Here is a 26,177-nt window from a genome sequence, read left to right on the forward strand (position 1 = left end):
ATCTACCCCCGGCGACCCGTGGTGCATCCGTGATCCGATTCGACAACGTCTCCAAGGTCTACCCCAAGCAGACCCGCCCAGCCCTCCGGGATGTGTCCCTGGAAGTGGAGAAGGGTGAGTTCGTCTTCCTCGTGGGGTCCTCCGGCTCCGGAAAGTCCACCTTCCTGCGGCTCGTCCTCCGCGAGGAGCGGTGCAGCCACGGCCAGGTGCACGTCCTGGGCAAGGACCTCGCACGCCTCTCCAACTGGAAGGTGCCGCAGATGCGCCGCCAGCTGGGGACGGTCTTCCAGGACTTCCGGCTCCTGCCGAACAAGACGGTCGCGGAGAACGTGGCCTTCGCGCAGGAGGTGATCGGCAAGTCGCGCGGCGAGATCCGCAAGTCCGTGCCTCAGGTGCTCGACCTCGTCGGGCTCGGCGGCAAGGAGGACCGGATGCCGGGCGAGCTGTCCGGTGGTGAGCAGCAGCGCGTGGCCATCGCGCGCGCCTTCGTGAACCGGCCCAAGCTGCTGATCGCCGACGAGCCCACCGGCAACCTCGACCCGCAGACCTCCGTCGGCATCATGAAGCTGCTCGACCGCATCAACCGGACGGGCACCACCGTGATCATGGCGACGCACGACCAGAACATCGTGGACCAGATGCGCAAGCGCGTCATCGAGCTGGAGAAGGGCCGCCTCGTCCGCGACCAGGCCCGAGGCGTCTACGGCTACCAGCACTGACCGCACGAGATCCACGGAAAGGCTTAACCAGACGCCATGCGCGCCCAGTTCGTCCTGTCGGAGATCGGTGTCGGTCTCCGCCGCAATCTGACGATGACCTTCGCCGTCATCGTCTCCGTCGCCCTGTCCCTGGCCCTGTTCGGCGGTTCGCTCCTGATGAGCGACCAGGTGAGCACCATGAAGGGCTACTGGTACGACAAGGTCAACGTCTCGATCTTCCTGTGCAACAAGAGCGATGCGCAGTCGGACGTCAACTGCGCCAAGGGCGCGGTCACCGAGGACCAGAAGAAGCAGATCCTCGCCGACCTGCACAAGATGTCGATCGTCGAGAAGGTCGCCTACGAGTCGCAGGACCAGGCGTACAAGCACTACAAGGAGCAGTTCGGCAACTCCCCGCTGGCCAGCTCGCTGACGCCGGACCAGATGCAGGAGTCGTACCGCATCAAGCTCAAGGACCCGCAGAAGTACCAGGTGATCGCGACCGCGTTCAACGGGCGCGACGGTGTGCAGTCGGTGCAGGACCAGAAGGGCATCCTGGACAACCTCTTCCAGCTGCTGAACCTGATGAACCGGGCGGCGCTCGGTGTGATGGCGCTGATGCTGCTCGTCGCGCTGCTGCTGATCGTCAACACCGTGCGCGTATCGGCGTTCAGCCGTAGGCGCGAGACCGGGATCATGCGCCTGGTCGGTGCCTCGGGCTTCTACATCCAGGCGCCGTTCATCATGGAGGCCGCGGTCGCCGGCCTCATCGGCGGCGGCCTCGCCTGCGTCTTCCTGGTGGTGGGGCGGTACTTCACCATCGACCACGGCATGGCCCTGTCCGCCAAGCTCACGCTGATCAACTTCGTAGGCTGGGACGCGGTGTTGACCAAGCTCCCGCTGATCCTCGCCACCAGTGTGCTGATGCCGGCGTTGGCGGCGTTCTTCGCGCTGCGCAAGTACCTGAAGGTGTGACGCATACCAAGAGGGCCGTACGGACATCCGGCCGTACGGCCCTTCGCGTTCCCCTAGACTCACGGCCATGTCAGGCCGCGACCTGTTCTGTCAGCCCCGCCGCATCCGCCGCGGGGCCGCCCTGACATTGGTGTTCGCCGGCGTCCTCGTCGCGGGCGCCGCCACCGGCTCCTTCCCGGACACCGGCCAGGCAGGAAGCGCCGGCCGCAGGACCGCCGCAGGTGCCGCGCACCCGGATCCCGGGCACGAGGACGTGCGGCAGGCCGCCGCCGAGGCCATGGCCGACGGCAAATCGCCGATGGAGGCCGCCGAGCGGGCCGTCAGCCGCAGCGGTGACCGCTGGGGCGCCGTCTACTCCGAGGGCGAGTACCAGGAGTTCCAGGAGGCCCTCGACGGCCAGTACACCGGCGTCGGCCTCTGGGCGCGGCGCGAGGGGGACGGCCGTATCGCGGTGACCCGGGTGCAGCCCGGCTCGCCCGCCGCCGACGCCGGGATCCGCAAGGGCGACCGGCTGCGCAGCGTCGACGGCGACTCGGTCGACGGGCGGCCGGTCACCGAGGTGGTCTCCTTACTGCGCGGCGACGCGGACGACGCGCCCGCCGGTACGACGGTCACGCTCGGCCTGCAGCGCGGCACGCGCGCGTGGACCGAGACCCTGCACCGGGCCCGCCTGTCCACGGACTCGGTGACCGTCCGCAAGCTGCCCGGCGGGGTCACCGTCATCCAGATCGCCGCCTTCACCAAGGGCTCCGGCGCCGCCGTCCGCGCCGCCGTACGGCAGGCCCCGGCCGGCGCCGGCATCGTGCTCGACCTGCGCGGGAACTCCGGCGGCCTGGTCACCGAGGCGGTGGACACCGCCTCCGCCTTCCTCGACGGCGGCCTGGTCGCCACCTACGACGTCGACGGCGCCCAGCGCGCCCTGCACGCCAAAACCGGCGGCGACACCACCCGGCCCCTGGTCGCCCTCGTCGACGGCGGCACCATGAGCGCGGCCGAGATGCTCACCGGCGCCCTCCAGGACCGGGGCCGCGCGGTCGTGATCGGTTCCCGCACCTTCGGCAAGGGCTCCATCCAGATGCCGACCGAGCTGCCCGACGGCTCCGTGGCCGAGCTGACCGTGGGCCACTACCGCACCCCCTCCGGCCACACCGTGGACGGCCGGGGCATCACCCCGGACCTCGAAGCCGGGCCGGAGGCCCTCCAGCGGGCGGAAACGGTCCTCACCGGCCTCGGCGACGCCGATTAAGGGCTGGCCACGGCACCCCTCCGTAGTGCGAAAATGGACGGCACTATGAGCAAGGGAATGTACGTACCCAAGGAGTCCCAGCCCAAGCAGGGCGGCGGGGCCGCCAAGGCCAGGGACGGCGAGAAGGGCGGCAAGCGCAAGATCGTCGCCCAGAACAAGAAGGCCCGGCACGACTACGCGATCGTCGACACCTACGAGGCCGGGCTCGTGCTCACCGGCACCGAGGTCAAGTCGCTGCGGGAGGGACGGACCTCGCTGACCGACGGCTTCGTCCAGATCGACCGGGGCGAGGCGTGGCTGCACAACGCCCACATCCCCGAGTACCACCAGGGCAGCTGGACCAACCACTCCGCGCGCCGCAAGCGCAAGCTGCTGCTGCACCGCGAGGAGATCGACAAGCTGGAGTCCAAGGCCCAGGAGACGGGTCACACCATCGTGCCGCTCGCCCTGTACTTCAGGGACGGCCGCGCGAAGGCCGAGATCGCGCTCGCGCGAGGCAAGAAGGAGTACGACAAGCGCCAGACCCTGCGGGAGAAGCAGGACCGGCGTGAGTCGGACCGCGCGATCGCGGCGGCGAAGCGGAAGCAGCGGGGCGTGTAGCCCAGGAATACGGTGGCATCGGCGTGCGTTGGTCACGTACGATGGCACCAACACCGGTTGAACCCGGTGTGTGCATTGAAAACAAAACATGGGGATGATCGGTTTCGACAGCGGCTGTCGAAGCAGGGGAAGCGTGTCGAGGAAGCGGCAATGATCTCGTAAACCATATGTCGCAAAAAATAATCGCCAACACCAAGCGCGATTCCTTCGCCCTCGCTGCCTAAGTAGCGACTTGCGAAGTGTCAGCCCGGGGCTGTTCCCGACCCGGATCCTGGCATCAGCTAGGGAACTAAACCTTGATCCCGGTCACGGGGTGAAGAGGGAAATCTAACAGTGACTGGGCCCGTCGGCGACTTGTTCGCGTGATCGCCGGGGCCGAGAAAATCACAGCGAACTGCACACGGAGAAGCCCTGATTCCGCACCGTTGGACGCGGGTTCGATTCCCGCCATCTCCACGAACCCCTCCGGGGGTACCCCATGTGGGCGAAGGCCCCGCTGCACTCGCAGCGGGGCCTTCGCTGTTGTCCGGGAGACGTGGCGGTACTTCAGGGCGCGTCGCGGGGTGCGGTGCTCGCGCGGTTCGTCAGGTGGGGAGTCAGCAGGGTCGCCTCGGGTACCTCGGCGCCGGTCAATTTGCGCAGCAGCAGATCCACGGCCCGCTCGCCCAGCTCGGCGGACGGCAGGGCCACCGAGGTGACGGGCACGCGGAGGGCCGCCGCGGTCTCGTCCGGGCAGATCGCGGTGATCGACAGATCGCCGGGGACGCGCAGCCCGAGCTGCTCGAAGGCGTCGATCAGCGGCTCCAGGACCGCCTCGTTGTGCACGACGACCCCCGTCAGCGCGGGCTGCTCGCGCAGCAGTCGCTCGGCGACCCGGCGGGCGGCGGCGGGTGTGGCCTCGCACGGGTGGACGCGGGAGGCGAGCCCGCACCGGTCGGCGGCGGCGGTGAAGCCCTGGACCACCCGCTGGGCGAACGCCGTGCCCCGCACGTACACCTCCGGCGGCGACCCGACCAGCGCCACCACCCGGTGCCCGAGCCCCGCCAGCCGCTCCACGCACAGCTCACCGGCCGCCCTGAAGTCGAGGTCGACACAGGTCAGCCCCGCCGCCTCGCGCGGGAACCCGATCAGCACCGACGGCCGGTCCAGTGAGCGCAGCAACGGCAGCCGTGGGTCGTGCAGTTGGACGTCCATCACGATCAGCGCGTCCACCAGCGCCGTGTCCGCGACTCGGCGCAGCCCGTCCTCGCCCTCCTCCTGGGTGAGCAGCAGGACGTCATGGTCGTACCGGCGGGCGGCCGTCACCACCGACACCGCGAACTGGGTGACCACGGGTACGTGGATGCCGGTCCGCAGGGGGATCACCAGGGCCAGGACGTTCGAGCGGCTGCCGGCGAGGGCCCGGGCGCTCGCGTGCGGCCGGTAGCCCAGCTCGCGGACGGCCGCCTCCACCCGTCGTCTGGTCTCCTCGGAGATCGGGCGCTTGCCGCTGAGGGCGTAGGAGACGGTGCTGGGGGAGACCCCGGCGTTCCGCGCCACATCGGTGATCTTGACCATCAGCCCAGCTCCAGAGAGAGCGTCACGCACCGCTCGTCGAACCCGTTCGACGCGGGACGTCGAAGCGCTTCGATGGAGGAAGGTAGGGGGAGGCTGTGGAGGGGGTCAACAGGTGTGACGGCAATGGCGGGAAGGGGATCAGCGACGTGAACGTGCGGCCGTCGCCGCCCAGTTGATCAGCAGGGCCACGGTCGCCGCCGCGGCCGGGACCGCGAAGGCGAGGGCGGGGGAGAGGTGGTCCGCCGCCCAGCCGCCGGCTGCCGAGCCGGCCGCGATGCCGGTGAGCAGGCCGGTGACGACCAGGCTCATGCCCTCGTTGAGACGGTCCGCCGGGGTGCGCTTCTGCACCAGGGTCATCGCGGTCACCATCGTCGGCGCGGTCGCCATGCCCGCCAGGAGCAGCGCGCCCGCCAGGACCGTGAGCGAACCGGTGGTGGTGGCCGCCAGCCAGGGGAGGGTCATCAGCCCGGCCATCGCGAGCAGGCACTGGGAGAGGCGGAGGCCGGCCGGCTTCAGCGCCCCGTACAGCAGGCCCGCCGCGCAGGAACCCGCCGCCTGCAGTGCGAGGACCACACCGGCCGCCGCGCGGTGCCCCTGGGCGTCGGCGTAGGCGATCGTGACGACCTCCATCGAGCCGAACACCGCGCCGGTCGCCACGAAGCAGGCCAGCAGCGGCGGCATCCCAGGGCTCCGCAGCGGCGACGGCGCCTTCGAACGGGCCTGCGGCGGCGGCTCGGTCGCCCGTTGCGCGGTGAACAGCAGCATGCCGGCCAGCAGCAGGACGGCCCCGGCGAGTGTGCCCGCCTCCGGGAAGAACGTGCCGGCCAGGAAGGACGCCAGCACCGGGCCGAGCATGAAGCACAGCTCGTCGGCCGCCTGCTCGAAGGAGTTCGCGGTGTGCAGCGCGCCGGGGTCGTCGCGCAGCAGATGGGCCCAGCGGGCGCGGGACAGGCCGCCGATGTTGGGGGTGGTCGCGGTGGCGGCGTACGCGGCGAACAGGGTCCAGTCCGGGGCGTCGTAGCGCACGCACAGCAGCAGCGCGAGGCTGCCGAGCACGGCCGTCAGCGTGGCCGGTACGGCGACCCGGGCCTGCCCGTGCCGGTCGACGAGCCGGGCGATCCAGGGCCCGGCCAGCCCGGTCGCCGCGAGCCCGGTGGCCGTGACGGCACCGGCGAGGGCGTACGAGCCCCGGGAGCCGGCGATCATCACGACCGCGCTCACCCCGAACATGCCTATGGGGAGGCGGGCGATCAGGTTGCCGGCGGTGAAGGCGCGGGTGCCGGGGAGGGAGAAGAGGCGGCGGTATCCGGTGGGTTGTGCTGGTGTGGTCGGTGTCGGTGCTGATGTGGTCGGTGTTGGTGTCGGTGGTCGAGTGTCTTCGGTGGTCCGGTGCGGCATGGCTCAACGGTCGCCCGGAGTGGATCACCGGGTCCAACACCTTCTCGGTGCCGATTCACGCACCCGCGTTGTAAATTCCCCGTCATGCCCGCCGCCATAGAACCCCGCCTCCTGCGTGCCTTCCTCGCCGTCGCCGAGGAGCTGCACTTCACCCGCGCCGCAGCCCGGCTGTACGTCGCCCAGCAGGCGCTCAGCCGGGATGTGCGGCGGCTGGAGCGGGAGTTGGGTGCCGAGCTGTTCGTGCGGACCACCCGGCAGGTGACGCTGACCGCGGACGGCGAGCGCCTGCTGCCGCACGCCCGGCGGGTCCTCGCCGCCCAGGACGACCTGCTCGCCGCCTTCGGCCAGGCCCGGCCGTTGCTGGTCGACCTCAACAGCGCGGGCCTGGTCACCGGCCGCCGTGTGCTGCACCGGGCCCGGGAACTCGCCCCCGACTGCGAGCTGATGGCCCGCTACGAGAGTGGTCTCACCGGAGCGGCGGCCGAACTCCTCGCCGGCCGTCTCGACGCCTCCTTCGGGCGCTTCGCCGGCCTGGACCCGGCCCTGCGGTCCGGTCTGGAGCAGCAGCCCGTGCGCCACGAGCCGATGGCCGTGTTGGTGCCCGAGGACCACCCGCTGGCCGAGCGGCCGGCCGTGCCGCTGGCCGCGCTGGCGGGGGAGGCCGTGTACGCCGGTGCCGGGAACCCGCGCACCCGGGAGTGGACCGACCTGGCCCTGCGCCTCTTCGAGGGGCGCGGCATCGGGCTCGCGCCCCCTCTTCCGCTGGCGGTCGGGGACGAGGAGTTCGAGCGGATCATGGCCAAGACCCGCAACCCGATCCTGGCCGTCGTGGACTTTCCGACCCTGCCCGGCATGGTGCTGCGGCCGCTCGTCGACCCGGTTCCGCTGTCGCCCGTGTCGCTCGTCTGGCGGAAGGGGCTGGTCCATCCCGGTCTCGACGCGCTCCGGAGGGCCGCGGCCGAGATCGCGAAGGTCGCGGGTTGGCTACGACAGCCCGCCGACCGATGGATTCCGGCCATCGATGATGATGTGATGAACCTCCACAACTGACGCGTGGCGAACACGGATCCTCGGCGTGCGCTACATTCAGGGCCTGAGCACGGTGTGGTACAGGGGGCGCTCGGGGCGGGTGGGGGCCTGGTCCGGTCGACGGTGCTCGGAGTCGTACGCGCACCCCGAGATGTCCCGTGGGGGGATGTACGCGCGTGAAAACATGGCGAGAAGACGCCCAACCGGAAGGTGCCCGAATCGCATCCGCGAGCCGGGAACTGCCGGTGCCGGAGGGTGAAGTACAGGCGACCCCCGAGGCGGAGATACCCCAGGGCGGTCGCACCGCCCTGCCCGCGACCGCCGAGACGACCGTGCTGCCTGCGACGGGGGCCTACGCGATCGCGCCGGGCGATCCCACCGCGCCGACCTACGCCATCGCGCCGGGCGGCCCCAACGCGACGGCCGTCCTCCCCGGGACGTCGGCGTACGCCACCGCGCCCGCCGATCCCACCGCGACGGCCTACGCCACCGCGCCGGGCGGCCCCAACGCGACGGCCGCGCTCCCCGCGACGCTGGCCTTCGCCGCCGCGCCGGGCGACCCCACGGCGCCGACCTACGCCGCCGCGCCAGCCGACCCCGCCGCCCCAGCCGACCCCGCCGCCCCGGCCAACCCCGTCGCCCCGACCACCCCCACCGGCCCGACCACCCCCACCCACGACCCCCACGAGGTCACCATCCAGCTCGACGCCGTCCAGCTCGGTGACGTCCGGATGAGTCCGGTTGCCGTCGGTGGCCCGCGTGACAGTGGTCGTGACGGGTCGGACGGGCCGGTCTTCGTGGACGCGTCGGGTCGGCGCAGTCGGCGCTTCCGCCGGCTCGGGCTGCTCGTTGCCGTCGCCTGTGCCGGTTACGCCGTCGTCATCGTCGCCACCCTGCTGTCCGGCAGCTCCGACGCGCCGTGGTTGCCCGTGCCCGGGCAGGACGACGACCAGCCGGCCCGCCAGGTGGACAGCTCGCCGCTGCCCAGCGCCTCCAAGGCCGCGACCCCCTCGGCGACCGGGCAGGCCCTGCCTCCCACGGCGGGCGCCACCTCCGTCCCGGGCGCCGGTGCGCTCAGCAGCCCCGCCGCCACCAAGCCGACGGCCGGCACCTCCTCCGCACCCGGCACCGCCGGCGGCAGCAAGAACTCCCCGTCCGCGCCGGCCTCTTCCGCCGCGCCTTCCCCGGACCCGTCCCCCACCAGCGGCAGCACCACGTCCGCCCCCTCGCCGTCCCCCTCGGCCAGCACCCGCATCCCCGGCGGCCGACACCGGCACCCGCGTCCCACGTTCACACTCTGACCAGGGGAAACACCCTCTGATGGCTTCACGCTTCCGTCGCCGTACCATCCTGTCGGCCCGGCACCCCCGGCTGCCGCTGCGCCATCTGCTGGCGATCCTGGTCCTCTGCGCGACCCTGGCGATGCTCATGCTGCGCGGATACGTGCACAACGAGATCCTCGCGGACCACCGGGTGCGGCCCGAGGCGGCGACCGACAAGGTGCCGGAGAAGATCCTCGACGGCGGTCCGGTCATCGACACCCGGGGCGGCCGCGCCGACAGCCTGCGGGTGCCCGACCACCACATCGTCCTCACCTTCGACGACGGCCCCGACCCGACCTGGACGCCGAAGGTCCTCGACATCCTGAAGAAGCACCACGCGCACGCCGTCTTCTTCGTCACCGGCAGCATGACCTCGCGCTACCCGGACCTCGTCCGGCGCATGGTGGCCGAGGGCCACGAGGTCGGCCTGCACACCTTCGATCACCCCGACCTCTCGTACCACTCCACGCGGCGCATCGACTGGGAGCTGTCCCAGAACCAGCTGGCGCTCGCCGGAGCGGCCGGCATCCGCAGTTCGCTGTTCCGGCCGCCGTACTCCTCCTCCGCGGACGCCATGGACGACCGGTCCTGGCCGGTGACCGAGTACGTCGGCAGCCGCGGCTACCTCACGGTCGTCAACGACACCGACAGCGAGGACTGGCGCAGGCCGGGCGTCGAGGAGATCATCCGCAGGGCCACGCCCCACGGCGGCAAGGGCGCGGTCGTCCTCATGCACGACTCGGGCGGCGACCGCCACCAGACGGTCCAGGCACTCGACAGGTTCCTGCCCCGGCTGCAGCAGCAGGGCTACGCGTTCCAGACCCTCACCGAGGCGCTGAAGGCACCGAGCGCGGACACCCCGGTCACCGGCCTGGAGCTGTGGAAGGGCAAGGCCTGGGTCCTCCTGGTGAAGGCGTCGGACCACATCACCGGGTTCCTCGTCGTCGGCCTCGCCGTCATCGGCTTCCTGGTGTTCGCGCGCTTCGGCCTGATGCTGCTGCTGTCCGCCGTACACGCGCGCCGCACCCGCCGCCGGGGCTTCCGCTGGGGCGAACGACCGGTCACCGAGCCCGTGTCCGTGCTGGTCCCGGCCTACAACGAGGCCAAGTGCATCGAGGACACCGTCCGTTCGCTGATGCGCAGCGAGCATCCGATCGAGGTCCTCGTCATCGACGACGGCTCCACGGACGGCACCGCCCGCATCGTGGAGGGGCTAGGGCTGCCCGACGTCCGGGTGATCCGGCAGCTCAACGCGGGCAAGCCGGCCGCCCTCAACCGCGGCCTGGCGAACGCCCGGTACGACCTGATCGTGATGATGGACGGCGACACCGTCTTCGAGCCGGCCACGGTACGCGAACTGGTGCAGCCCTTCGCCGACCCGCGGGTCGGCGCCGTCGCCGGCAACGCCAAGGTCGGCAACAAGGACACGCTCATCGGCGCCTGGCAGCACATCGAGTACGTGATGGGCTTCAACCTCGACCGCCGCATGTACGACGTGCTGCGGTGCATGCCGACCATCCCCGGCGCCGTGGGTGCCTTCCGGCGCTCGGCCCTGGAGCGGGTCGGCGGCATGAGCGACGACACGCTCGCCGAGGACACCGACATCACCATGGCCCTCCACCGTGACGGCTGGCGCGTGGTGTACGCGGAGAAGGCCCGCGCCTGGACCGAGGCGCCGGAGTCCGTCCAGCAGCTGTGGTCCCAGCGCTACCGCTGGTCGTACGGCACCATGCAGGCGATCTGGAAGCACCGGCGCGCCCTCTTCGAGCGCGGCCCCTCCGGCCGGTTCGGCCGCGTGGGCCTGCCCCTGGTGTCCCTCTTCATGGTCGTCGCCCCGCTGCTGGCCCCGCTGATCGACATCTTCCTCGTCTACGGCCTGGTGTTCGGCCCCACCGAGAAGACGATCGCGGCCTGGTTCGGCGTCCTCGCGGTCCAGGCGGCCTGCGCGGCCTACGCCTTCCTGCTGGACCGCGAGCCGCTGACCCCGCTGATCTCGCTGCCCCTGCAGCAGATCCTCTACCGCCAGCTCATGTACGTCGTACTGCTCCAGTCCTGGATCACGGCGCTCACCGGCGGCCGGCTGCGCTGGCAGAAGCTGCGCCGCACGGGCGGTATCGCGGCTCCCCCGAACCAGCCCGCCCGGCCCGTCATGAACGGGAGGCCGGCCGGATGACCACCCCGCCCGCACACACGAACACCCAGGAAGCCCAGCACGTGACCGTTCCCACCCTGCCCTCCGGCACGGACGAGTCCACCCTGCCGCCGCGGCCGGAGCAGCAGGGGCCCGCACCCGGGCGCGACCGGTACTTCGACCTCCTGAGGGCGGTCGCCCTCTTCCGTGTCGTCTTCTACCACCTGATGGGCTGGGCCTGGCTGCCCGTCGTCTTCCCCTCCATGGGGGTGATGTTCGCCCTGGCCGGCAACCTCATGGCCCGCTCGCTCAAGCGCCCGCCGCTGCAGGTCGTACGCGGCCGACTGCGCCGTCTGCTGCCCCCGCTGTGGCTGCTCGGCGCCCTCGGGGTGACCGGCATGGTGCTGCAGGGCTGGAGCCCGGGCGACGACGGACACCCCGGCTGGTGGTGGCTCCACCTCGGCTTCTGGATCCTGCCGCTGAGCGACCCGCCGTACGCCGAGGGCCTGCGCGGCATCCACGGCATCCTCGGCGCGGACTGGGGAGCGGAGCTGGCCGGACCGCTCTGGTACATCCGCGCCTACCTCTGGTACGTCCTGCTGTCCCCGTTCCTGCTCAAGGCGCTGCGGGCGCTGCCCTGGGCGACCATCCTGTCGCCGATCGCGCTCTCGGCCGCCTTCGAGTTCGGCTACCTCACCCTGCCCGGGGAGCGCATCCCCTCCGCCCTCACCGACTACAGCACCTTCGGTGCCTGCTGGATCGTCGGCATGGCGCACCAGGAAGGCGTCCTGAAGCGCATCCCCCGCTATGTCGTGCCCTCGGTGGCTCCGGCCATCGCCGCCGTGGGCCTGTGGTACGCGCTGACCCACGGCTTCCGGCCGGGACACGACCTGGACGACATCCCGTTCGCCCAGTCCCTCTGGTCCTTCGCGACCGTGCTGCTGCTCCTCCACGTCAGCCCCTCCTGGACGGAGTGGCCCCGCTGGCTGCGTCCCTTCGACCGGATCGTCACCCTGCTCAACTCCCGGGCGGTGACGATCTACCTCTGGCACAACCTCTGCATCCTGGTCGCCGCCACGCTGTGGGACCAGCTGTGGCAGGTCGACGTGATGTACCTGCACTTCTCCTGGCTGTTGGAGAGCTCCTGGCCGGTCCTCGCGATCACCTGGGTGTTCATCGGCAGCTGCATCGTCTGGTTCGGCTGGGTCGAGGACATCGCCGCGAAGCGCAGCCCACGGCTGTGGCCGGACGGGGTGAAGCGCGGGGGAGGCCGGCGCAGGCCCGCCTGAGCCCGATTTTTTCCCTCACCGACGCCTTGCTCCGCGAGTGAGAGCAACGTTCCCTTCCGGTCACCCACAGGCACAGGCAGGAAACGCGCCCTCCCTACCTTCGGGACTCATCACCGCTCATCACCCCGAACCACCTGAGCCCCGGAGCACCGTGGAGGCGTCATGACAGCCCCTAGTACAGCCCCCGCCCCGAGCAGTAGGGGAGGCCGCTGGATCGAGCACTGGGATCCGGAGGACGAGACCTTCTGGAACGCGACCGGCGAGAAGGTCGCCCGCCGGAACCTGTTCTTCTCCGTCCTCTCCGAGCACATCGGATTCTCGATCTGGACCCTGTGGTCCGTGCTGGTCCTCTTCATGGGCCCGGAGTACGGGCTGACCCCGGCCGACAAGTTCCTGCTCACCTCGATGGTGACCCTCGTCGGTGCCGTCGTCCGCGTCCCCTACACCTTCGCCGTCGCCATCTTCGGCGGGCGGAACTGGACGATCGTCTCGGCCAGCCTCCTGCTCATCCCGACGATCGCCGCGTTCGCGGTGATGAAGCCGGGGACCTCGTTCGACACCTTCCTGTGGATCGGCCTGCTGGCCGGTATCGGCGGCGGCAACTTCGCCTCCTCCATGACCAACATCAACGCCTTCTTCCCGCTGCGGAAGAAGGGGTGGGCGCTCGGCCTCAACGCGGGCGGCGGAAACATCGGCGTCGCCGCGATCCAGCTCGTGGCCCTCGCGGTCATCGGCGCCAGCGGTGGCCCGCGCCTTCTGCTCGGCATCTACATCCCGCTGATCGTCGTCGCCGCCGTCCTCGCCGCGCTGTTCATGGACAACATCGCGAACGTCAAGAACGACACCGGCGCCGCCCTGGACGCCTCGAAGGACGCCCACACCTGGATCATGTCCTTCCTCTACATCGGCACCTTCGGCTCGTTCATCGGCTACAGCTTCGCCTTCGGGCAGGTGCTCACCAACCAGTTCGGGCGTACGCCGCTGCAGGCTACGTACCTCACCTTCATGGGCCCGCTCCTCGGCTCGCTGATCCGTCCCGTGGGCGGTTGGCTGGCCGACAAGTACGGCGGCGCGAAGATCACCCTGTACAACTACGTCGCCATGGCCGCCGCCAGCGCCGTCTTGGTCGTGGCCAGCATGCAGAAGTCGCTGCCGCTGTTCGTGGTCGCCTTCGTGGTGCTGTTCTCGCTGACCGGCATCGGCAACGGATCGACGTTCAAGATGATCCCCGGCATCTTCCAGACCAAGGCCCTGGCCAAGGGGCTGGAGGGCGACGAGGCCGTCAAGTACGGTCGCCGCCTCTCCGGTGCCTCCATGGGGCTCATCGGCGCGGTCGGCGCGCTCGGCGGTGTGGGCATCAACCTCGCCTTCCGGCAGTCCTTCCTCTCCTACGGCTCTGGCACCGGAGCCTTCGTCGCCTTCCTCGCCTACTACGCCGTCTGCTTCGCGGTGACGTGGGCCGTATACCTTCGCCGCCCGGCCACGCGGACCCAGGCCACGGCTGCCGCCGAGGCGAAGCCGCAGCTCAGCTACGCCGAGGTGTGACGCTGGGCCCATCCGGGGGGCAACCCCCGGATCCCCGGCCGAAGATCACATCGGCCGGTCCAGGTGGAACCCGGCATCGGTAACACCGTGGACATCAAGCCGAACCGAGCCTGTCACGAGCCGTTGACAGGCTCGTTCGGCATGCGGGCCAGGTAGGAGAGCCATGTACGACCACAAGCAGCAACCCGAACAGGGACCCCTCGCCGGGTTCACCGTAGGTGTGACCGCCGCGCGCCGTGCCGACGAGCTGGGCGCGCTGCTGCAGCGGCGTGGGGCCACGGTCCTGCACGCGCCCGCTCTGCGCATCGTGCCCCTCGCCGACGACGGTGAACTGCTCGCCGCCACCAAGGAGATCATCGATCACGTGCCGGACGTCGTGGTGGCCACCACCGCGATCGGGTTCCGGGGCTGGGTCGAGGCCGCCGACGGGTGGGGGCTCGGGGAGCAGCTGCTCGACCGGTTGCGGGGCGTGGAGCTGCTGGCCCGCGGGCCCAAGGTGAAGGGGGCCATCCGGGCCGCCGGGCTCACCGAGGAGTGGTCGCCGTCCAGCGAGTCCATGGCCGAGGTGCTCGACCGGCTGCTGGAGGAGGGCGTCGACGGGCGCCGGATCGCCGTACAGCTGCACGGGGAGCCGCTGCCCGGGTTCGTCGAGGCGCTGCGGGTCGGGGGCGCGGAGGTTCTTCCGGTGCCGGTGTACCGCTGGATGCCGCCGGAGGACATAGGCCCCGTCGACCGGCTGCTGGACGCCGTCGTCTCGCGCGGGGTGGACGCGCTCACCTTCACCAGTGCGCCGGCCGCCGCGTCCCTTCTGTCGCGGGCCGAGGCGCGGGGGCTGCTCGGCGAGGTCCTGGTCGCGCTGGGCCATGACGTACTGCCCGCCTGCGTGGGCCCCGTCACCGCGCTGCCGCTCCAGGCGGCGGGCGTGGACACCGTACAGCCGGAGCGGTTCCGGCTCGGACCGCTCGTACAGCTGCTGTGCCAGGAACTTCCCGGGCGGGCACGGTCCCTGCCGATCGCCGGGCACCGGGTGGAGATCCGGGGCCACGCGGTGCTGGTGGACGGCGACCTGAAGCCGGTGCCACCGGCGGGCATGTCCCTGCTGCGGGCGCTGTCGCGGCGCCCGGGCTGGGTGGTGGCCCGGGCCGAGCTGCTGCGCGCGCTGCCAGGCGCCGGCCGTGACGAGCACGCGGTGGAGACGGCGATGGCCCGGCTGCGTACGGCACTCGGGGCGCCGAAGCTGATCCAGACGGTGGTGAAGCGGGGGTACCGGCTGGCGCTGGACCCGGCGGCGGACGCGAAGTACGCGGACGTGTAAGAGGCGTTCGACCCCGCCCTCGATCCAGGTGCGGCTCTTGATGGGTCACGCGGGAGACTCGACCTCAAGGCGCAACCTACTGGTTGCATAAAGGGCGTCCTCATGTGCAACCTAGAGGTAGCGCATCCGGACGAGATGAGGTTGCAGTGATTCCCGACTCGATCGAACGCACCATCGCGATCAACGCCCCTGTGGAGCGGGTCTGGTCCGTGCTGACGGAACCGGCTTTCCTCGGCCGCTGGTTCGGCACCGGGGAGCCGGTCGAGATCGACCTGCGCCCTGGGGGGCTGCTCGTCTTCGACCACGGTGTCCATGGCGTCATTCCGGCCCGTGTCGAGACCGTCGAGCCGCCACGTCTCTTCTCCTGGCGGTGGTCGCAAGGTGCTGCCGGAGAAGAGCCGGCCGACGGCAACGCCACGCTGGTCGAGTTCACGCTCACCGAAGACGGCACCGGAGGCACCCGACTCACCCTGGTCGAGAGCGGCTTCGCGCGGCTGGGGCTGCCGGCTGATGAGGCCACCGACCGTCATGGCGCCAACAGTCGCAACTGGCCCGGCAAGCTCGAACTGCTGCGCGCGGACTGCGAGCAGATCAAGGCATGACCGGCACCGCCGACGGCGAACGGGCGCCCGAGGACGTCCTCGTGGCTCTGGCCGACCCGATCCGCCGGGAAGTACTCGCCGTCCTCGCCCGCGAAGGCGGCGCGACGTCGACGTCCCTGGCGGCGGGCCTGCCCGTCACCCGCCAGGGGGTGGCCAAACACCTGGCCGTCCTCGATCGCGCGGGACTGGTGCGCGCGCACCGGGCGGGGCGCGAGGTCCGGTACGAAGTCGACCCGCAACCGCTGCGACAGGCGATGCGCTGGATGGACACCCTCGCCACCCAGTGGGAGCACCGCCTGGACGCGATCAAGGATCTGGCGGAAGGGACCACAGGAGAAGCGTGAGCGAGAACCTTCAGCAGGCCGCCGAGGCTCGCACGGCGTCCGTGGTCGAGCTGGCCCAAGAGCTGATCCGGCGCCCGAGCCGGGCGGGGATCGACGACTACGGGCCCGTCCTGGGCGTGCTGGAGGACTGGCTCGGCGCCCGCTCGCTGCCACACCGCCGTCTGTACGACGACGCGGGGGAGCCGGTAGGGCTACTGGTGGAGATCCCCGGTGGCCGGCCGGGCCTCTGGTGGGCGCTGGACGCGTGCGTGGACACCGCCCCGTACGGCGACGAGGCCGCCTGGTCGTTCGCGCCGGCCGGCGGCGACGTCGTCGACGGCTGGCTGCTGGGCCGGGGTGCGGCCGACTCCAAGCTCGCCGCGGCGATGTTCTGCCACATCGCCGCCGACCTCGCGCCCCGCGCCGAGACCCTGCACGGCGGGCTCGCCGTGCTCCTGGACGTCGACGAGCACACCGGAGGCTTCGGCGGCGCCCGCGCCTACCTCGCCGACGAGGCCGCGGCCCGCCCGGCCGGGGTGATGATCGGCTACCCGGGCCTGGACGAGGTGGTGGTCGGCGGCCGGGGCCTGTGGCGGGCCACCATCGCCGTGCACGCCCCTTCCGGACACTCCGGGTCGAGCCGGACCGTCGTGGGCGCGATCTCCCGCGCCGCCCACCTCGTACGCCTGCTCGACGCGGCCGAACTGCCGGGCGTGAACGGGGCCTCGGCCTTTCCGCTGCCACCCAAGCTGTCGGTGACTTCCTTCCACGGCGGTCAGGGCTTCTCGGTGACTCCCGACCGCTGCGAGCTGAACGTCGACGTCCGCACCGTACCGGCCTTCGACGCCCACGACGCCGAGACACTGGTCCGCGAGGCCGTCGCGAAGCTCGATGCGGAGCTGCCCGCCCCGAGGCCGACGCAGGTCGTCCCCGTCGTGACATGGCCGCCGTTCCGGCTGACCGAGGACGAGCAGCCCGCCGCCGCCCTGCTGGGCGCCGCCGCCGGGGCCGGGCTGACCGTGCGGGCGAAGACGGCGGGGCCGTCGAACATCGGCAACCTGCTGGCCGGGGAGGGCATCGCGGCCACGGCCGGCTTCGGGGTGCCGTACGAGGGGCTGCACGGCATCGACGAGCGCGCCCACCTCGCCGCGCTTCCCACGGTGTACGCCGTCTACCAGCGGGCCGTCCTCGACCTCCTCCGGGCGGGCTGACGTCCCCGGACCCGCCTGCCCGATCACGAAGACCGGCCGAAGCGCCCGTGCACCAGCAGCGCCCGCGTCAGCAACCCCAGTGCCACCGTCGACCCCACCGCCCGGACCACGTTCCACGCCACCCACGGTCCTTCGAAGTGCTTGCGCAGGGTGGACGGGTCTCCCTTCGCCGCAAGGGCGTTGTTCAGCGGGATGTTGAACGCCATCGTGACGAGGAAGACCAAGGCGTACGCCGCCAGCGCCGCCCACACCCACCGGGCACACGCGGCACCCCGAAGCTGCCACGCCGACACCGCCGTCAGTGCCAGCGCCCCCATGAAGCCGAGGAAGAACACCGGGTTCTGGATCACAACGTTGATGTTGCGCATGACCTCGACATACGTGCGGTCGTCGCTGCGGGCCAGGGCCGGCATCACCGCGCAGGCGAAGATGTAGAAGACCCCGGCGATCAGGCCCATGGCGATCGTCGCCGCGCCCAGGACGGCCTTGCTGGTCCGTGTTTCCCTCGTATTCGTCATGCCTTCCAGCCAACCGGAGCGGCCCCGGCCCTGGACATGGCCGAAGCGCGCACCCGCATACGCGGGCGTCCAGCTACGCCGACGCCCGAAGGGCCGTACGACGTTCTGGGTACGGGGTCACGGCAACGGGCCCACCGCACCGGCGGAGTCCTGCGGTGGAGGGCGCTCGGCTCACCGGATGCGACCACGCGTGCTCCGGCTCGGCAGGCGTGCGCTCTGCCGGATCTTTTCGGCCGGGCGTCAGGCTGACGCCGAACTGTGGCGGGGAGAGGCCGCATCCGGGGACGGGGGCGGCGAGTACTCGGGGGGACGAGGATGACACGCTGGCAGCCTCTGCCGGACGCACTGCCGAGAGAGGCACGGCACCTGGTCGAGCAGATGCGCGTCCTGAAGGGCCGTACCGGACTCAGCCTGGCCGAACTGGCCCGGCGCACCGCGTACAGCAAGTCGTCCTGGCAGCGGTATCTCAGCGGGGCCAAACTCCCGCCCAGGGGAGCCGCGCAGGTGCTCGGCCGGCTGGCCGGAGCGGACCAGCCGCGGCTGCTGGCGCTGTGGGAACTGGCCGAACAGGCATGGCCGCAGGGCGTGTCGGAGCCCGCCGGGCCACCGGAGGCCCCGGCCGAGGCCGGGCCGGAGCCGAGCGGGGGCAGTACGCACGGGCGGTGGCGGACGGCCGCGCTGGCCGCGTTCGCCGTCATCGTGCTGCTGGTCGCGGGGCTGCTGTGGGCGCTGCCCCGCAGGGCGGGCGACCGTACGACCGCCCGCCCCCGGGGTGTGTTCAGCCGAGCTGGTCGTAGTAGGCGAGCTTCCAGGGGCCGGCGCCCTTGATCCGCACCCGGTACTTGCCGCTGACGCGCTTGAGGGTGACGTTCCGTGCGTCACCCACGTACGTCACGGTGCCGCCCGAGGCCGGGCCGGTGAGCCAGCGCTGGGCGAACCGCCAGCTCGGGTCGGTGACGACGCCGTCGTTCTCCGCGATGTGGTAGTGCTCCTGCCACCACTGGGTGGCCGACTCGGTCTCGGGGCCGAAGGTGCCGTCGATCTGGTTCTTCTTGAAGGGCTGCAGGTCGCCGTCCTCGTCCTGCCACTGGGCGCCGTCCGCGTACAGGACGGTCTGCCAGAGGGCCGTGGCGTTGCTCTCGGCGTAGTTGTCGACGCCGAGGTCCTCCTCGTCCTGCAGGTCGTCGGCGACGGCTCCGTTGCCGTCGATGCCGTGGTACGAGGCGGCACTCGCGCTGGGTGCCAGGGCGATGCCGGTCGCTCCGGCGCCCAGCAGCGCGGCCGTCGCCATCGCGACGGCCCGGGTGCGCATGCTCATGAACGTGTCCTTTCTGAACCGCCGTCCCCCGTGGTTCCCCCCTGGGGCGGCTCGCTGTCCGTTCGCAGGAGACAGCGTCATGGCCGTGGGCCGGCGGGACGAGGGCCGGCCGGGTTCCTGGACCGGAAGGGGCCGACCCGGGGGCCGGGCTCCGGCATCCCCGCCGGGGACGGGTCGGGCGGGGAACGTCGTGGGCCGGGCGGGACGGCGCGACGAAAGGCGGTGTGCCACCGGCGGTACGAGGGGTTCCGCAGGCGTCTTCGGGCAGGCACTGTGAGGAGGAGCGACGGAACGGTTCCCCTGTCCTAGGCGGTGACAGGCACATGGCACTGGGTACGGCCACGGTCCCGTACGAGCTGCGGTTCGACGCCGGGCGGATCTGCCTGGATCTCCTCGCGACCACCCACCCGGGCGAACGGCTGGACGCCGTCGGACCGTTGTGCGCCTGGATCAGCGGGTCCGGGCTGGTGCCGCCCGGCACCCCGCTGGGCCACGCCGACGCCTCCTGGCTCGTGGGGTTCCGGGAACTGCGCGGGTGCGTCGGGCAGTTGGTGCGCACGACGAAGACGGCGGACGAGCGGCCGTACGAGCGCGCTCTCGTCCGGCTCAACGAGGTCGCCGCCCGGGCCGCGCCCCCGGTCCCGTGTGCGGTGCGCGGCGAGGACGGCACGCTGGTGCGGGAGTTGGCGCGGGCGCCCGAGTGCGCGGGGCTGCTCGCCGTCGTCGCGTGGGACGCCGTCGAGCTGCTCACCGATCCGGTGGCGCGGGCGGCCGTCCGGGAGTGCGAGGGGGACAACTGCCCCCTCGTGTACCTGGACACGTCCCGGGGGCGCCGGCGGCGCTGGTGCTCCAGCGAGGTCTGCGGCAACCGCGAGCGGGTGGCCCGGCACCGGCGGCGGGCGGCCCTCGCGAGGGCCTGAGCCGCGAGCCCGAGTCGCGGGGCCCGAATATCCGGTACGAGCCTTCTGTCGCATTGCGCCCTTGTGTCGACCGACGTGATTTCCGCAACATCACGTAGCCCCGGGTTTGCCCGTCGCCCGGCACGGGCAGCTCGGCCACCCCTCGACGATGTGTCGGAAATGTAAAGATCACGCGGTGGGAATGTGTGCGCATGTCCCGCTCGTCACGTCACCCCCAAGAAAACTGCCACCTCACTTTGAACATCACGCCGCCCCGGTCCGTACGGGTGGGCGAGCGACCGACTGGGGGAACCCCCGGACACCGGAGGTGGGCGTGCGCAAGGATGCGGCCGTGGCCAATGAACGTGGGTCGAGGGCCCGACATCGCATGTCCTCACAGCCCTCGGAACCAGATGAGGAGCTGATGCGTGCCCTGTACCGCGAGCACGCCGGACCTCTGCTTGCGTATGTCCTCAGGCTGGTCGCCGGAGACCGGCAGCGCGCCGAGGACGTCGTACAGGAAACGCTCATCCGTGCCTGGAAGAACGCCGGTCAGCTCAATCGGGCGACCGGTTCGGTACGCCCCTGGCTGGTGACGGTCGCGCGCCGCATCGTCATCGACGGCCACCGCAGCCGGCAGGCCCGGCCGCAGGAGGTCGATCCGTCGCCGCTGGAGGTCATCCCCGCGGAGGACGAGATCGACAAGGCGCTGTGGCTGATGACGCTGTCTGACGCGCTCGACGACCTGACCCCGGCCCACCGGGAGGTCCTCGTCGAGACGTACTTCAAGGGGCGTACCGTCAACGAGGCGGCCGAAACCCTGGGCATTCCCAGCGGAACCGTCCGTTCCCGGGTGTTCTACGCCCTGCGGTCGATGAAGCTGGCACTGGAGGAGCGGGGGGTGACGGCGTGATGAGCATGTACGGGGGGTTCGGAACGGGTGGTTCGGGTACTTCTGGGTCCATGCAGGGATCACAGGCCCCGAATGAGCACGAAACCGTCGGCGCCTACGCCCTCGGGATCCTCGACGACGCCGAGGCAACCGCTTTCGAGGCCCATCTCGCGGGCTGCGAGTGGTGCGCCCAGCAGCTGGACGAGCTGGCCGGGATGGAGCCGATGCTGGCCGCCCTCGCGGACCTGCCGGGCTCCGGCAGCACGCCCGCGATCGGCGAGTCGCTGTCCGCCAAGCCGAGCCCACGCCTGGTCGAGAAGCTGGTCGACGAGGTCTCCGAGCGCCGTGCGCAGAAGCGGCGCAAGGGCTTCTACCTGGTCGCGGCCGCTGCCGCGCTGATCATCGCCGGCCCGGTGGCCGTCATGGCGACGAGCGGCGGAGGCGACTCGGGGAAGACCGCCACACCGCTGGCGGCCAGCGCCCAGACGACCTTCAACCAGCTGCCCGACAAGGTCTCGGGCACGGACAGCGCGACGGGCGCCAGCGCGACCGTCGCCATGGGAGAGAAGAACTGGGGCACCTCGACGGTGCTCGAGCTCAAGGGCGTCAAGGGTCCGCTCAAGTGCTCCCTGGTCGCCGTCGCCAAGAACGGCGACCGCCAGACGCTGGGCTCCTGGTCCGTCCCGAAGTGGGGCTACGGCCTTCCGGACGCGAAGTCCCCGGAGGCCAAGAACCCGCTCTACATCGGCGGCGGCACGGCCCTCAAGCCGAACGAGATCGACCACTTCGAGGTCGTGACGTTCGACGGGAAGAAGCTCGTCCAAGTGGACGCGTAGCCTCGGCGGGCCCCCTTCGCGTACGGTTGACGGCTGCCCAGCACGTCAGAAGGGGGCCCGGTGGCCGCTCAGGCTCAGCAGGAAACCGCGGTCGACTCGGTCCGGGACCGGGAGATCAGCGTCGAACAGGAACACCTCGACCGGGTGTACCGACGCCTCGAGGAGAAGATCCACGAGGCGGAGTTCCTCATGAACGACGCGGCCAAGCGCGGCCAGGTCGGTACACCCGGCGCGCTCGCCGAGCGGGACGCCCAGGTCTTCCGGGCCGGCATCCACCTGAACCGGCTCAACAACGAGTTCGAGGACTTCCTCTTCGGCCGGATCGACCTGCTGCTCGGCAAGGACGGCAAGAAGGGCCCCGACGGCGCGTACACGGCGGTCGAGCCCGCCGAGGGCGCGGTCCGGCCCGACAACACCGCCGACATCGCCGAGACCCTGCACATCGGCCGGATCGGCGTGCTCGACGAGGACTACTCCCCGCTGGTCATCGACTGGCGGGCACCGGCCGCGGCGCCCTTCTACCGGTCCACCCCGAAGGACCCCGGCCGGGTCGTACGGCGCCGGGTCATCCGCTCCAAGGGCCGCCAGGTCCTCGGGGTCGAGGACGACCTGATGCGCCCGGAGCTGACGGCGTTCCTCGACGAGCGTGAGCTGCCCGTCATCGGCGACGGCGCGCTGATGGCCGCCCTCGGCCAGGCCCGCAGTCACACCATGCGGGACATCGTCTCCTCCATCCAGGCCGAGCAGGACCTGGTCATCCGCGCCCCCGCCGCCTCGGTCACCTACGTCGAGGGCGGCCCGGGCACCGGCAAGACCGCGGTCGCCCTGCACCGCGCGGCGTACCTGCTCTACCAGGACCGCAGACGCTACGCGGGCGGCATCCTGATCGTCTCGCCGACCCCGCTGCTGGTGGCCTACACCGAGGGCGTGCTGCCCTCGCTCGGCGAGGAGGGCCAGGTCGCCATCCGCGCGATCGGCTCCCTCGTCGACGGCGTGGAGGCCACGCTGTACGACTCCCCGTCCGTGGCCCGCGCCAAGGGCTCGTACCGGATGCTGAAGGTGCTGCGGAAGGCCGCCCGGGGCGCGCTGGAGCTGGGGAAGACCGCTCCGGCGGGGCAGCTCGCCCTGGACGACGACACCGACACCGACACCGACACCGCTGCGCAGGCCACCCCCACCCGCCTCCGCGTCGTCGCCTTCGGGCGCCGCCTCGAACTGGAGGCCGACGAGCTGGAACGTATCCGCCGCACCGCCCTGGGCGGCACCGCGCCGGTCAACCTGCTCCGCCCGCGCGCCCGCAAGCTGCTCCTGGACGCCCTGTGGGCGAAGTCCGGCGCGGCCGGCCGGCACAGCGACCCGGAGCTGGCCGCCGAGCTGCGCTCCTCCTTCGACGAGGACATCACCGGCGAGGACCCCTTCATCGCCTTCGTCGACGCCTGGTGGCCCGAGCTGACGCCGAAGGGGGTTCTCGCCGCCATGGCGGACGAGCGGCGGCTCGGCCGCTGGGCCCGCCGGATCCTCAACCCCGGCGAGGTCCGCAGGGTCGCCCGTTCGCTGAAGCGGGACGGGTACTCCGTCCACGACGTCTCCATGCTGGACGAGCTGCAGGCGATCCTCGGCGCCCCGGCCCGGCCGCGGAAGAAGCGCGACCTCGATCCGCTGGACCAGCTCACCGGCCTGGAGGAGCTGATGCCGGTGCGCGAGGAGACCCAGCGCGAGCGGGCCGAGCGCCTCGCGCAGGAGCGCACCGAGTACGCGCACGTGATCGTGGACGAGGCGCAGGACCTCACGCCGATGCAGTGGCGGATGGTCGGCCGCCGCGGCCGGCACGCCACCTGGACGGTCGTCGGCGACCCGGCGCAGTCCTCCTGGTCCGACCCGGACGAGGCGGGCGAGGCGCGCGACGAGGCCCTCGGCACCCGCCCCCGGCGCCGCTTCCAGCTCACCGTGAACTACCGCAACCCGGCCGAGATCGCCGAGCTGGCCGCCAGGGTCCTCGCCCTCGCCATGCCCGGCTCCGTGGCACCGTCCGCCGTACGGTCCACCGGGGTGCAGCCACGCTTCACGGTTGTACGGGACTCCCTGGAGAAGACCGTGCGCGCGGCGGCCGAGCAGCTGCTCGGCCTGGTGGACGGCACGGTCGGCGTGGTCGTCGCGATGAACCGGCGCGAGGAGGCCCGGCGCTGGCTGGCCGGGCTCGGCGACCGGGTGGTGGCGCTCGGCAGCCTGGAGGCCAAGGGCCTGGAGTACGACGCGACGATCGTCGTGTCCCCGGCGGAGATCGCCGACGAGTCCCCGGCCGGTCTGCGGGTGCTGTACGTGGCGCTGACCAGGGCCACCCAGCAGCTGACGGTGGTCTCGGGCGAGCGGGACGAGCCGGACGCGGCGGGGGTGCCGGACCTGCTGCGGGACTGAAACCTGTGAAGTCCGCCGACGGGAATGGCCTTACGGGATCCGTTTGTTAGCCTTGGTGTGGCACCGGCCCGATCCAAGCCCCCGGGCCCAACCTTCGTCCCTTAGAGGGACCCCTTGCCGCGAGGCGAGCATGGCGGGTCGGTGTCATGAACGTGTGGGAGGCCCACGTCACCATGTGACGTGGGCCTCTTTCTTTGCCTGATCACTTCTCGTATGGTGGAAGTGGTTTTCCGAAACCACGCGCCTGCCGTGAACAAAACGTCCGCAATCCAGGGCGGCTATCACGTACTCACGGGTAGGTGCGACGATCGGACGGCACAACTCGCGACACGGTGAAAGCAGAGGAAGTCGGCCATGGCAACGGCGCCCAGCGTCTCCTACTCGATGACCATCCGGCTGGAGGTGCCCGCGAGCGGAAGCGCCGTCTCGCAGATCACCACCGCTGTGGAGTCCTCCGGAGGCTCGGTCACGGGCCTCGACGTCACCGCCTCCGGCCACGAGAAGCTCCGCATCGACGTCACCATCGCGGCCACCTCGACCACGCACGCCGACGAGGTCGTCGAGAAGCTGCGCGGCATCGAGGGCGTCACGCTCGGCAAGGTCTCGGACCGTACGTTCCTGATGCACCTCGGCGGCAAGATCGAGATGGCGTCGAAGCACCCGATCCGCAACCGTGACGACCTCTCGATGATCTACACGCCGGGTGTGGCCCGCGTCTGCATGGCGATCGCCGAGAACCCCGAGGACGCCCGCCGCCTCACCATCAAGCGCAACTCCGTTGCGGTCGTGACGGACGGCTCCGCCGTGCTGGGCCTCGGCAACATCGGCCCCATGGCCGCCCTGCCGGTCATGGAGGGCAAGGCGGCCCTCTTCAAGCGGTTCGCCGGCATCGACGCCTGGCCGCTGTGCCTGGACACCCAGGACACCGACGCCATCGTCGAGATCGTCAAGGCGATCGCCCCCGGCTTCGCCGGCATCAACCTCGAGGACATCTCCGCGCCCCGCTGCTTCGAGATCGAGGCCCGGCTGCGCGAGGCCCTCGACATCCCCGTCTTCCACGACGACCAGCACGGCACCGCGATCGTCGTCCTCGCCGCCCTGACGAACGCACTTCGCGTCACCGGCAAGGCGATTGAGAACATCCGGGTCGTCATGTCCGGCGCCGGCGCGGCCGGTACGGCCATCCTCAAGCTGCTGATCGCGGCGGGCGTCAAGAACGCCGTCGTCGCCGACATCCAGGGCGTCGTGCACGCCGGCCGCGGGGACCTGGTGGACGCCCCGGCCGACTCCCCGCTGCGCTGGATCGCCGACAACACCAACCCCGAGGGCCTCACCGGCACCCTGAAGGAGGCCGTGCGCGGCGCGGACGTCTTCATCGGCGTCTCGGCCCCCAACGTGCTGGACGGCGACGACGTGGCCGCCATGGCCGACGGCGCCATCGTGTTCGCGCTCGCGAACCCGGACCCCGAGGTCGAGCCCGCAATCGCCCGCCAGACGGCCGCTGTTGTGGCCACCGGCCGCTCCGACTTCCCGAACCAGATCAACAACGTGCTGGTCTTTCCGGGTGTCTTCCGCGGCCTGCTGGACGCGCAGTCCCGTACGGTCAACACCGAGATGATGCTCGCCGCCGCGAAGGCCCTCGCCGACGTGGTGACCGAGGACGAGCTGAACCCGAACTACATCATCCCGAGCGTCTTCAACGACAAGGTCGCGGGCGCGGTCGCCGGAGCGGTGCGCGAGGCGGCCAAGGCGGGCGCTGCGTCGTAGGCGCCCGTACCGTAGGGTTCAGATGCTGTGAGACCGACTGTGCAGGGGCTGTGAGGATCGACACGGCAGCCCCCGCATCGGCGCGTCGTGGAACCCCCCACCGGCGGGTGCCCTCTAGGGTGACGGCCGAGCAGGCGCTTTTCGTGTGACTCCCTAGGGTGTTCTCACGACTCCTACGGGTGCCGGATTGGCTTTCCCGCCGCAGGTAGGGGCAGGATGCGTCTCTGGGCGCGAGCGCATCGGCATCGATCTCACCTCACGCCTCAACGGCAAGAAGAACACGGGAGTAAC

Annotated in this window: 23 protein-coding genes and 1 other RNA gene; 20 read left to right on the forward strand and 4 right to left on the reverse strand. The window is 71.3% G+C overall.

Features of this window, described 5'->3' with window-relative positions; genetic code table 11:
• Positions 1 to 29: 29 nt before the first annotated feature.
• The 5 genes from ftsE (at position 30) to ssrA (ending at position 3,978) form a co-directional block, all read left to right on the forward strand.
• Complete coding sequence (gene ftsE / locus BEK98_RS18800; protein WP_031159396.1) at positions 30 to 719, forward strand: cell division ATP-binding protein FtsE; 690 nt, start codon at positions 30 to 32, stop codon at positions 717 to 719.
• 36 nt (positions 720 to 755) lie between these two features.
• A complete protein-coding gene (gene ftsX / locus BEK98_RS18805; RefSeq protein WP_094217737.1) occupies positions 756 to 1,673 on the forward strand; it encodes a permease-like cell division protein FtsX in 918 nt (305 codons plus the stop codon).
• 67 nt (positions 1,674 to 1,740) lie between these two features.
• Positions 1,741 to 2,919, forward strand: a complete 1,179-nt coding sequence (locus tag BEK98_RS18810) for a S41 family peptidase (RefSeq protein ID WP_208643148.1) — start codon at positions 1,741 to 1,743, stop codon at positions 2,917 to 2,919.
• A gap of 57 nt (positions 2,920 to 2,976) precedes the next feature.
• On the forward strand, positions 2,977 to 3,519 hold the full coding sequence (smpB, locus tag BEK98_RS18815) for an SsrA-binding protein SmpB (protein ID WP_094217738.1): 543 nt from the start codon (positions 2,977 to 2,979) through the stop codon (positions 3,517 to 3,519).
• A 90-nt stretch (positions 3,520 to 3,609) separates the two neighbouring features.
• Positions 3,610 to 3,978: a transfer-messenger RNA gene (gene ssrA / locus BEK98_RS18820) on the forward strand.
• 87 nt (positions 3,979 to 4,065) lie between these two features.
• Here ssrA and BEK98_RS18825 read toward each other — a convergent pair.
• Both BEK98_RS18825 and BEK98_RS18830 read right to left on the reverse strand, forming a co-directional pair.
• The gene (locus BEK98_RS18825; RefSeq protein WP_208643149.1) at positions 4,066 to 5,076 is read right to left on the reverse strand and encodes a LacI family DNA-binding transcriptional regulator; all 1,011 of its coding nucleotides are present in this window, start codon (positions 5,074 to 5,076) and stop codon (positions 4,066 to 4,068) included.
• A gap of 138 nt (positions 5,077 to 5,214) precedes the next feature.
• The gene (locus BEK98_RS18830; protein ID WP_094217739.1) at positions 5,215 to 6,474 is read right to left on the reverse strand and encodes an MFS transporter; all 1,260 of its coding nucleotides are present in this window, start codon (positions 6,472 to 6,474) and stop codon (positions 5,215 to 5,217) included.
• Between the two features lie 84 nt (positions 6,475 to 6,558).
• Here BEK98_RS18830 and BEK98_RS18835 point away from each other — a divergent pair, with 84 nt between their 5' ends.
• From BEK98_RS18835 to BEK98_RS18875, 9 genes are all read left to right on the forward strand, one after another.
• Complete coding sequence (locus tag BEK98_RS18835) at positions 6,559 to 7,524, forward strand: LysR family transcriptional regulator (RefSeq protein ID WP_094217740.1); 966 nt, start codon at positions 6,559 to 6,561, stop codon at positions 7,522 to 7,524.
• A 224-nt stretch (positions 7,525 to 7,748) separates the two neighbouring features.
• Complete coding sequence (locus BEK98_RS18840) at positions 7,749 to 8,804, forward strand: hypothetical protein (RefSeq protein ID WP_244201894.1); 1,056 nt, start codon at positions 7,749 to 7,751, stop codon at positions 8,802 to 8,804.
• 19 nt (positions 8,805 to 8,823) lie between these two features.
• Complete coding sequence (locus BEK98_RS18845) at positions 8,824 to 10,998, forward strand: bifunctional polysaccharide deacetylase/glycosyltransferase family 2 protein (RefSeq protein WP_094217741.1); 2,175 nt, start codon at positions 8,824 to 8,826, stop codon at positions 10,996 to 10,998.
• Positions 10,995 to 12,245: an acyltransferase family protein gene (locus BEK98_RS18850; RefSeq protein ID WP_094217742.1), complete on the forward strand. Its 1,251-nt coding sequence runs from the start codon at positions 10,995 to 10,997 to the stop codon at positions 12,243 to 12,245. Before BEK98_RS18845 ends, BEK98_RS18850 begins: the two co-directional genes overlap by 4 nt.
• Positions 12,246 to 12,407: 162 nt before the next feature.
• Positions 12,408 to 13,790, forward strand: a complete 1,383-nt coding sequence (locus tag BEK98_RS18855; protein WP_094217743.1) for a nitrate/nitrite transporter — start codon at positions 12,408 to 12,410, stop codon at positions 13,788 to 13,790.
• A gap of 163 nt (positions 13,791 to 13,953) precedes the next feature.
• On the forward strand, positions 13,954 to 15,105 hold the full coding sequence (locus BEK98_RS18860) for a uroporphyrinogen-III synthase (RefSeq protein ID WP_094217744.1): 1,152 nt from the start codon (positions 13,954 to 13,956) through the stop codon (positions 15,103 to 15,105).
• 146 nt (positions 15,106 to 15,251) lie between these two features.
• Positions 15,252 to 15,707: an SRPBCC domain-containing protein gene (locus BEK98_RS18865; protein ID WP_094217745.1), complete on the forward strand. Its 456-nt coding sequence runs from the start codon at positions 15,252 to 15,254 to the stop codon at positions 15,705 to 15,707.
• Entirely contained in the window at positions 15,704 to 16,051 is a 348-nt protein-coding gene (locus tag BEK98_RS18870; RefSeq protein ID WP_094217746.1) for an ArsR/SmtB family transcription factor, read from the forward strand. Before BEK98_RS18865 ends, BEK98_RS18870 begins: the two co-directional genes overlap by 4 nt.
• A complete protein-coding gene (locus BEK98_RS18875) occupies positions 16,048 to 17,241 on the forward strand; it encodes a M20 family metallopeptidase (protein WP_094217747.1) in 1,194 nt (397 codons plus the stop codon). The genes BEK98_RS18870 and BEK98_RS18875 overlap by 4 nt, the downstream gene beginning before the upstream one ends.
• Positions 17,242 to 17,264: 23 nt before the next feature.
• Here BEK98_RS18875 and BEK98_RS18880 read toward each other — a convergent pair whose 3' ends face one another.
• On the reverse strand, positions 17,265 to 17,759 hold the full coding sequence (locus tag BEK98_RS18880; RefSeq protein ID WP_094217748.1) for an anthrone oxygenase family protein: 495 nt from the start codon (positions 17,757 to 17,759) through the stop codon (positions 17,265 to 17,267).
• Between the two features lie 315 nt (positions 17,760 to 18,074).
• On the opposite strand from BEK98_RS18880, the gene BEK98_RS18885 reads away from it, so the two are divergent.
• On the forward strand, positions 18,075 to 18,587 hold the full coding sequence (locus BEK98_RS18885) for a helix-turn-helix domain-containing protein (RefSeq protein WP_094217749.1): 513 nt from the start codon (positions 18,075 to 18,077) through the stop codon (positions 18,585 to 18,587).
• Here BEK98_RS18885 and BEK98_RS18890 read toward each other — a convergent pair.
• A complete protein-coding gene (locus BEK98_RS18890; RefSeq protein ID WP_094217750.1) occupies positions 18,538 to 19,077 on the reverse strand; it encodes a peptidoglycan-binding domain-containing protein in 540 nt (179 codons plus the stop codon). The genes BEK98_RS18885 and BEK98_RS18890 overlap by 50 nt on opposite strands.
• A 323-nt stretch (positions 19,078 to 19,400) precedes the next feature.
• Here BEK98_RS18890 and BEK98_RS18895 point away from each other — a divergent pair, with 323 nt between their 5' ends.
• The 5 genes from BEK98_RS18895 to BEK98_RS18915 all read left to right on the forward strand — a co-directional run bounded on the left by BEK98_RS18895 (position 19,401) and on the right by BEK98_RS18915 (position 25,886).
• The gene (locus tag BEK98_RS18895; protein ID WP_094217751.1) at positions 19,401 to 19,997 is read left to right on the forward strand and encodes a CGNR zinc finger domain-containing protein; all 597 of its coding nucleotides are present in this window, start codon (positions 19,401 to 19,403) and stop codon (positions 19,995 to 19,997) included.
• A 307-nt stretch (positions 19,998 to 20,304) separates the two neighbouring features.
• The gene (locus BEK98_RS18900; protein ID WP_030167252.1) at positions 20,305 to 20,889 is read left to right on the forward strand and encodes a sigma-70 family RNA polymerase sigma factor; all 585 of its coding nucleotides are present in this window, start codon (positions 20,305 to 20,307) and stop codon (positions 20,887 to 20,889) included.
• A gap of 50 nt (positions 20,890 to 20,939) precedes the next feature.
• Positions 20,940 to 21,704 carry an anti-sigma factor family protein gene (locus BEK98_RS18905; RefSeq protein WP_167444206.1) on the forward strand — a complete coding sequence of 255 codons (765 nt, stop codon included), beginning with the start codon at positions 20,940 to 20,942 and terminating at the stop codon, positions 21,702 to 21,704.
• Positions 21,705 to 21,764: 60 nt separating this feature from the next.
• A complete protein-coding gene (locus BEK98_RS18910) occupies positions 21,765 to 24,119 on the forward strand; it encodes a HelD family protein (RefSeq protein ID WP_094217753.1) in 2,355 nt (784 codons plus the stop codon).
• 354 nt (positions 24,120 to 24,473) lie between these two features.
• The gene (locus tag BEK98_RS18915) at positions 24,474 to 25,886 is read left to right on the forward strand and encodes an NAD-dependent malic enzyme (RefSeq protein WP_094217754.1); all 1,413 of its coding nucleotides are present in this window, start codon (positions 24,474 to 24,476) and stop codon (positions 25,884 to 25,886) included.
• The last annotated feature ends 291 nt before the right edge of the window (positions 25,887 to 26,177 follow it).

The sequence above is a fragment of the Streptomyces diastatochromogenes genome, from assembly GCF_002242805.1.
Classification (GTDB): Bacteria; Actinomycetota; Actinomycetes; order Streptomycetales; family Streptomycetaceae; genus Streptomyces; species Streptomyces diastatochromogenes.

What these genes read in the sequence shown, in the direction of transcription:
- BEK98_RS18850 (WP_094217742.1), top strand. Translation starts at nt 10,995, where the DNA reads ATGACCACCCCGCCCGCACACACGAACACCCAGGAAGCCCAGCACGTG.
- BEK98_RS18810 (WP_208643148.1), top strand. Translation starts at nt 1,741, where the DNA reads ATGTCAGGCCGCGACCTGTTCTGTCAGCCCCGCCGCATCCGCCGCGGG.
- BEK98_RS18855 (WP_094217743.1), top strand. Translation starts at nt 12,408, where the DNA reads ATGACAGCCCCTAGTACAGCCCCCGCCCCGAGCAGTAGGGGAGGCCGC.
- BEK98_RS18860 (WP_094217744.1), top strand. Translation starts at nt 13,954, where the DNA reads ATGTACGACCACAAGCAGCAACCCGAACAGGGACCCCTCGCCGGGTTC.
- BEK98_RS18895 (WP_094217751.1), top strand. Translation starts at nt 19,401, where the DNA reads ATGGCACTGGGTACGGCCACGGTCCCGTACGAGCTGCGGTTCGACGCC.
- BEK98_RS18880 (WP_094217748.1), bottom strand. Translation starts at nt 17,759, where the DNA reads ATGACGAATACGAGGGAAACACGGACCAGCAAGGCCGTCCTGGGCGCG.
- BEK98_RS18825 (WP_208643149.1), bottom strand. Translation starts at nt 5,076, where the DNA reads ATGGTCAAGATCACCGATGTGGCGCGGAACGCCGGGGTCTCCCCCAGC.
- BEK98_RS18885 (WP_094217749.1), top strand. Translation starts at nt 18,075, where the DNA reads ATGACACGCTGGCAGCCTCTGCCGGACGCACTGCCGAGAGAGGCACGG.
- BEK98_RS18845 (WP_094217741.1), top strand. Translation starts at nt 8,824, where the DNA reads ATGGCTTCACGCTTCCGTCGCCGTACCATCCTGTCGGCCCGGCACCCC.
- BEK98_RS18915 (WP_094217754.1), top strand. Translation starts at nt 24,474, where the DNA reads ATGGCAACGGCGCCCAGCGTCTCCTACTCGATGACCATCCGGCTGGAG.
- BEK98_RS18830 (WP_094217739.1), bottom strand. Translation starts at nt 6,474, where the DNA reads ATGCCGCACCGGACCACCGAAGACACTCGACCACCGACACCAACACCG.
- BEK98_RS18835 (WP_094217740.1), top strand. Translation starts at nt 6,559, where the DNA reads ATGCCCGCCGCCATAGAACCCCGCCTCCTGCGTGCCTTCCTCGCCGTC.
- BEK98_RS18870 (WP_094217746.1), top strand. Translation starts at nt 15,704, where the DNA reads ATGACCGGCACCGCCGACGGCGAACGGGCGCCCGAGGACGTCCTCGTG.
- BEK98_RS18905 (WP_167444206.1), top strand. Translation starts at nt 20,940, where the DNA reads ATGCAGGGATCACAGGCCCCGAATGAGCACGAAACCGTCGGCGCCTAC.
- ftsX (WP_094217737.1), top strand. Translation starts at nt 756, where the DNA reads ATGCGCGCCCAGTTCGTCCTGTCGGAGATCGGTGTCGGTCTCCGCCGC.
- smpB (WP_094217738.1), top strand. Translation starts at nt 2,977, where the DNA reads ATGTACGTACCCAAGGAGTCCCAGCCCAAGCAGGGCGGCGGGGCCGCC.
- BEK98_RS18890 (WP_094217750.1), bottom strand. Translation starts at nt 19,077, where the DNA reads ATGAGCATGCGCACCCGGGCCGTCGCGATGGCGACGGCCGCGCTGCTG.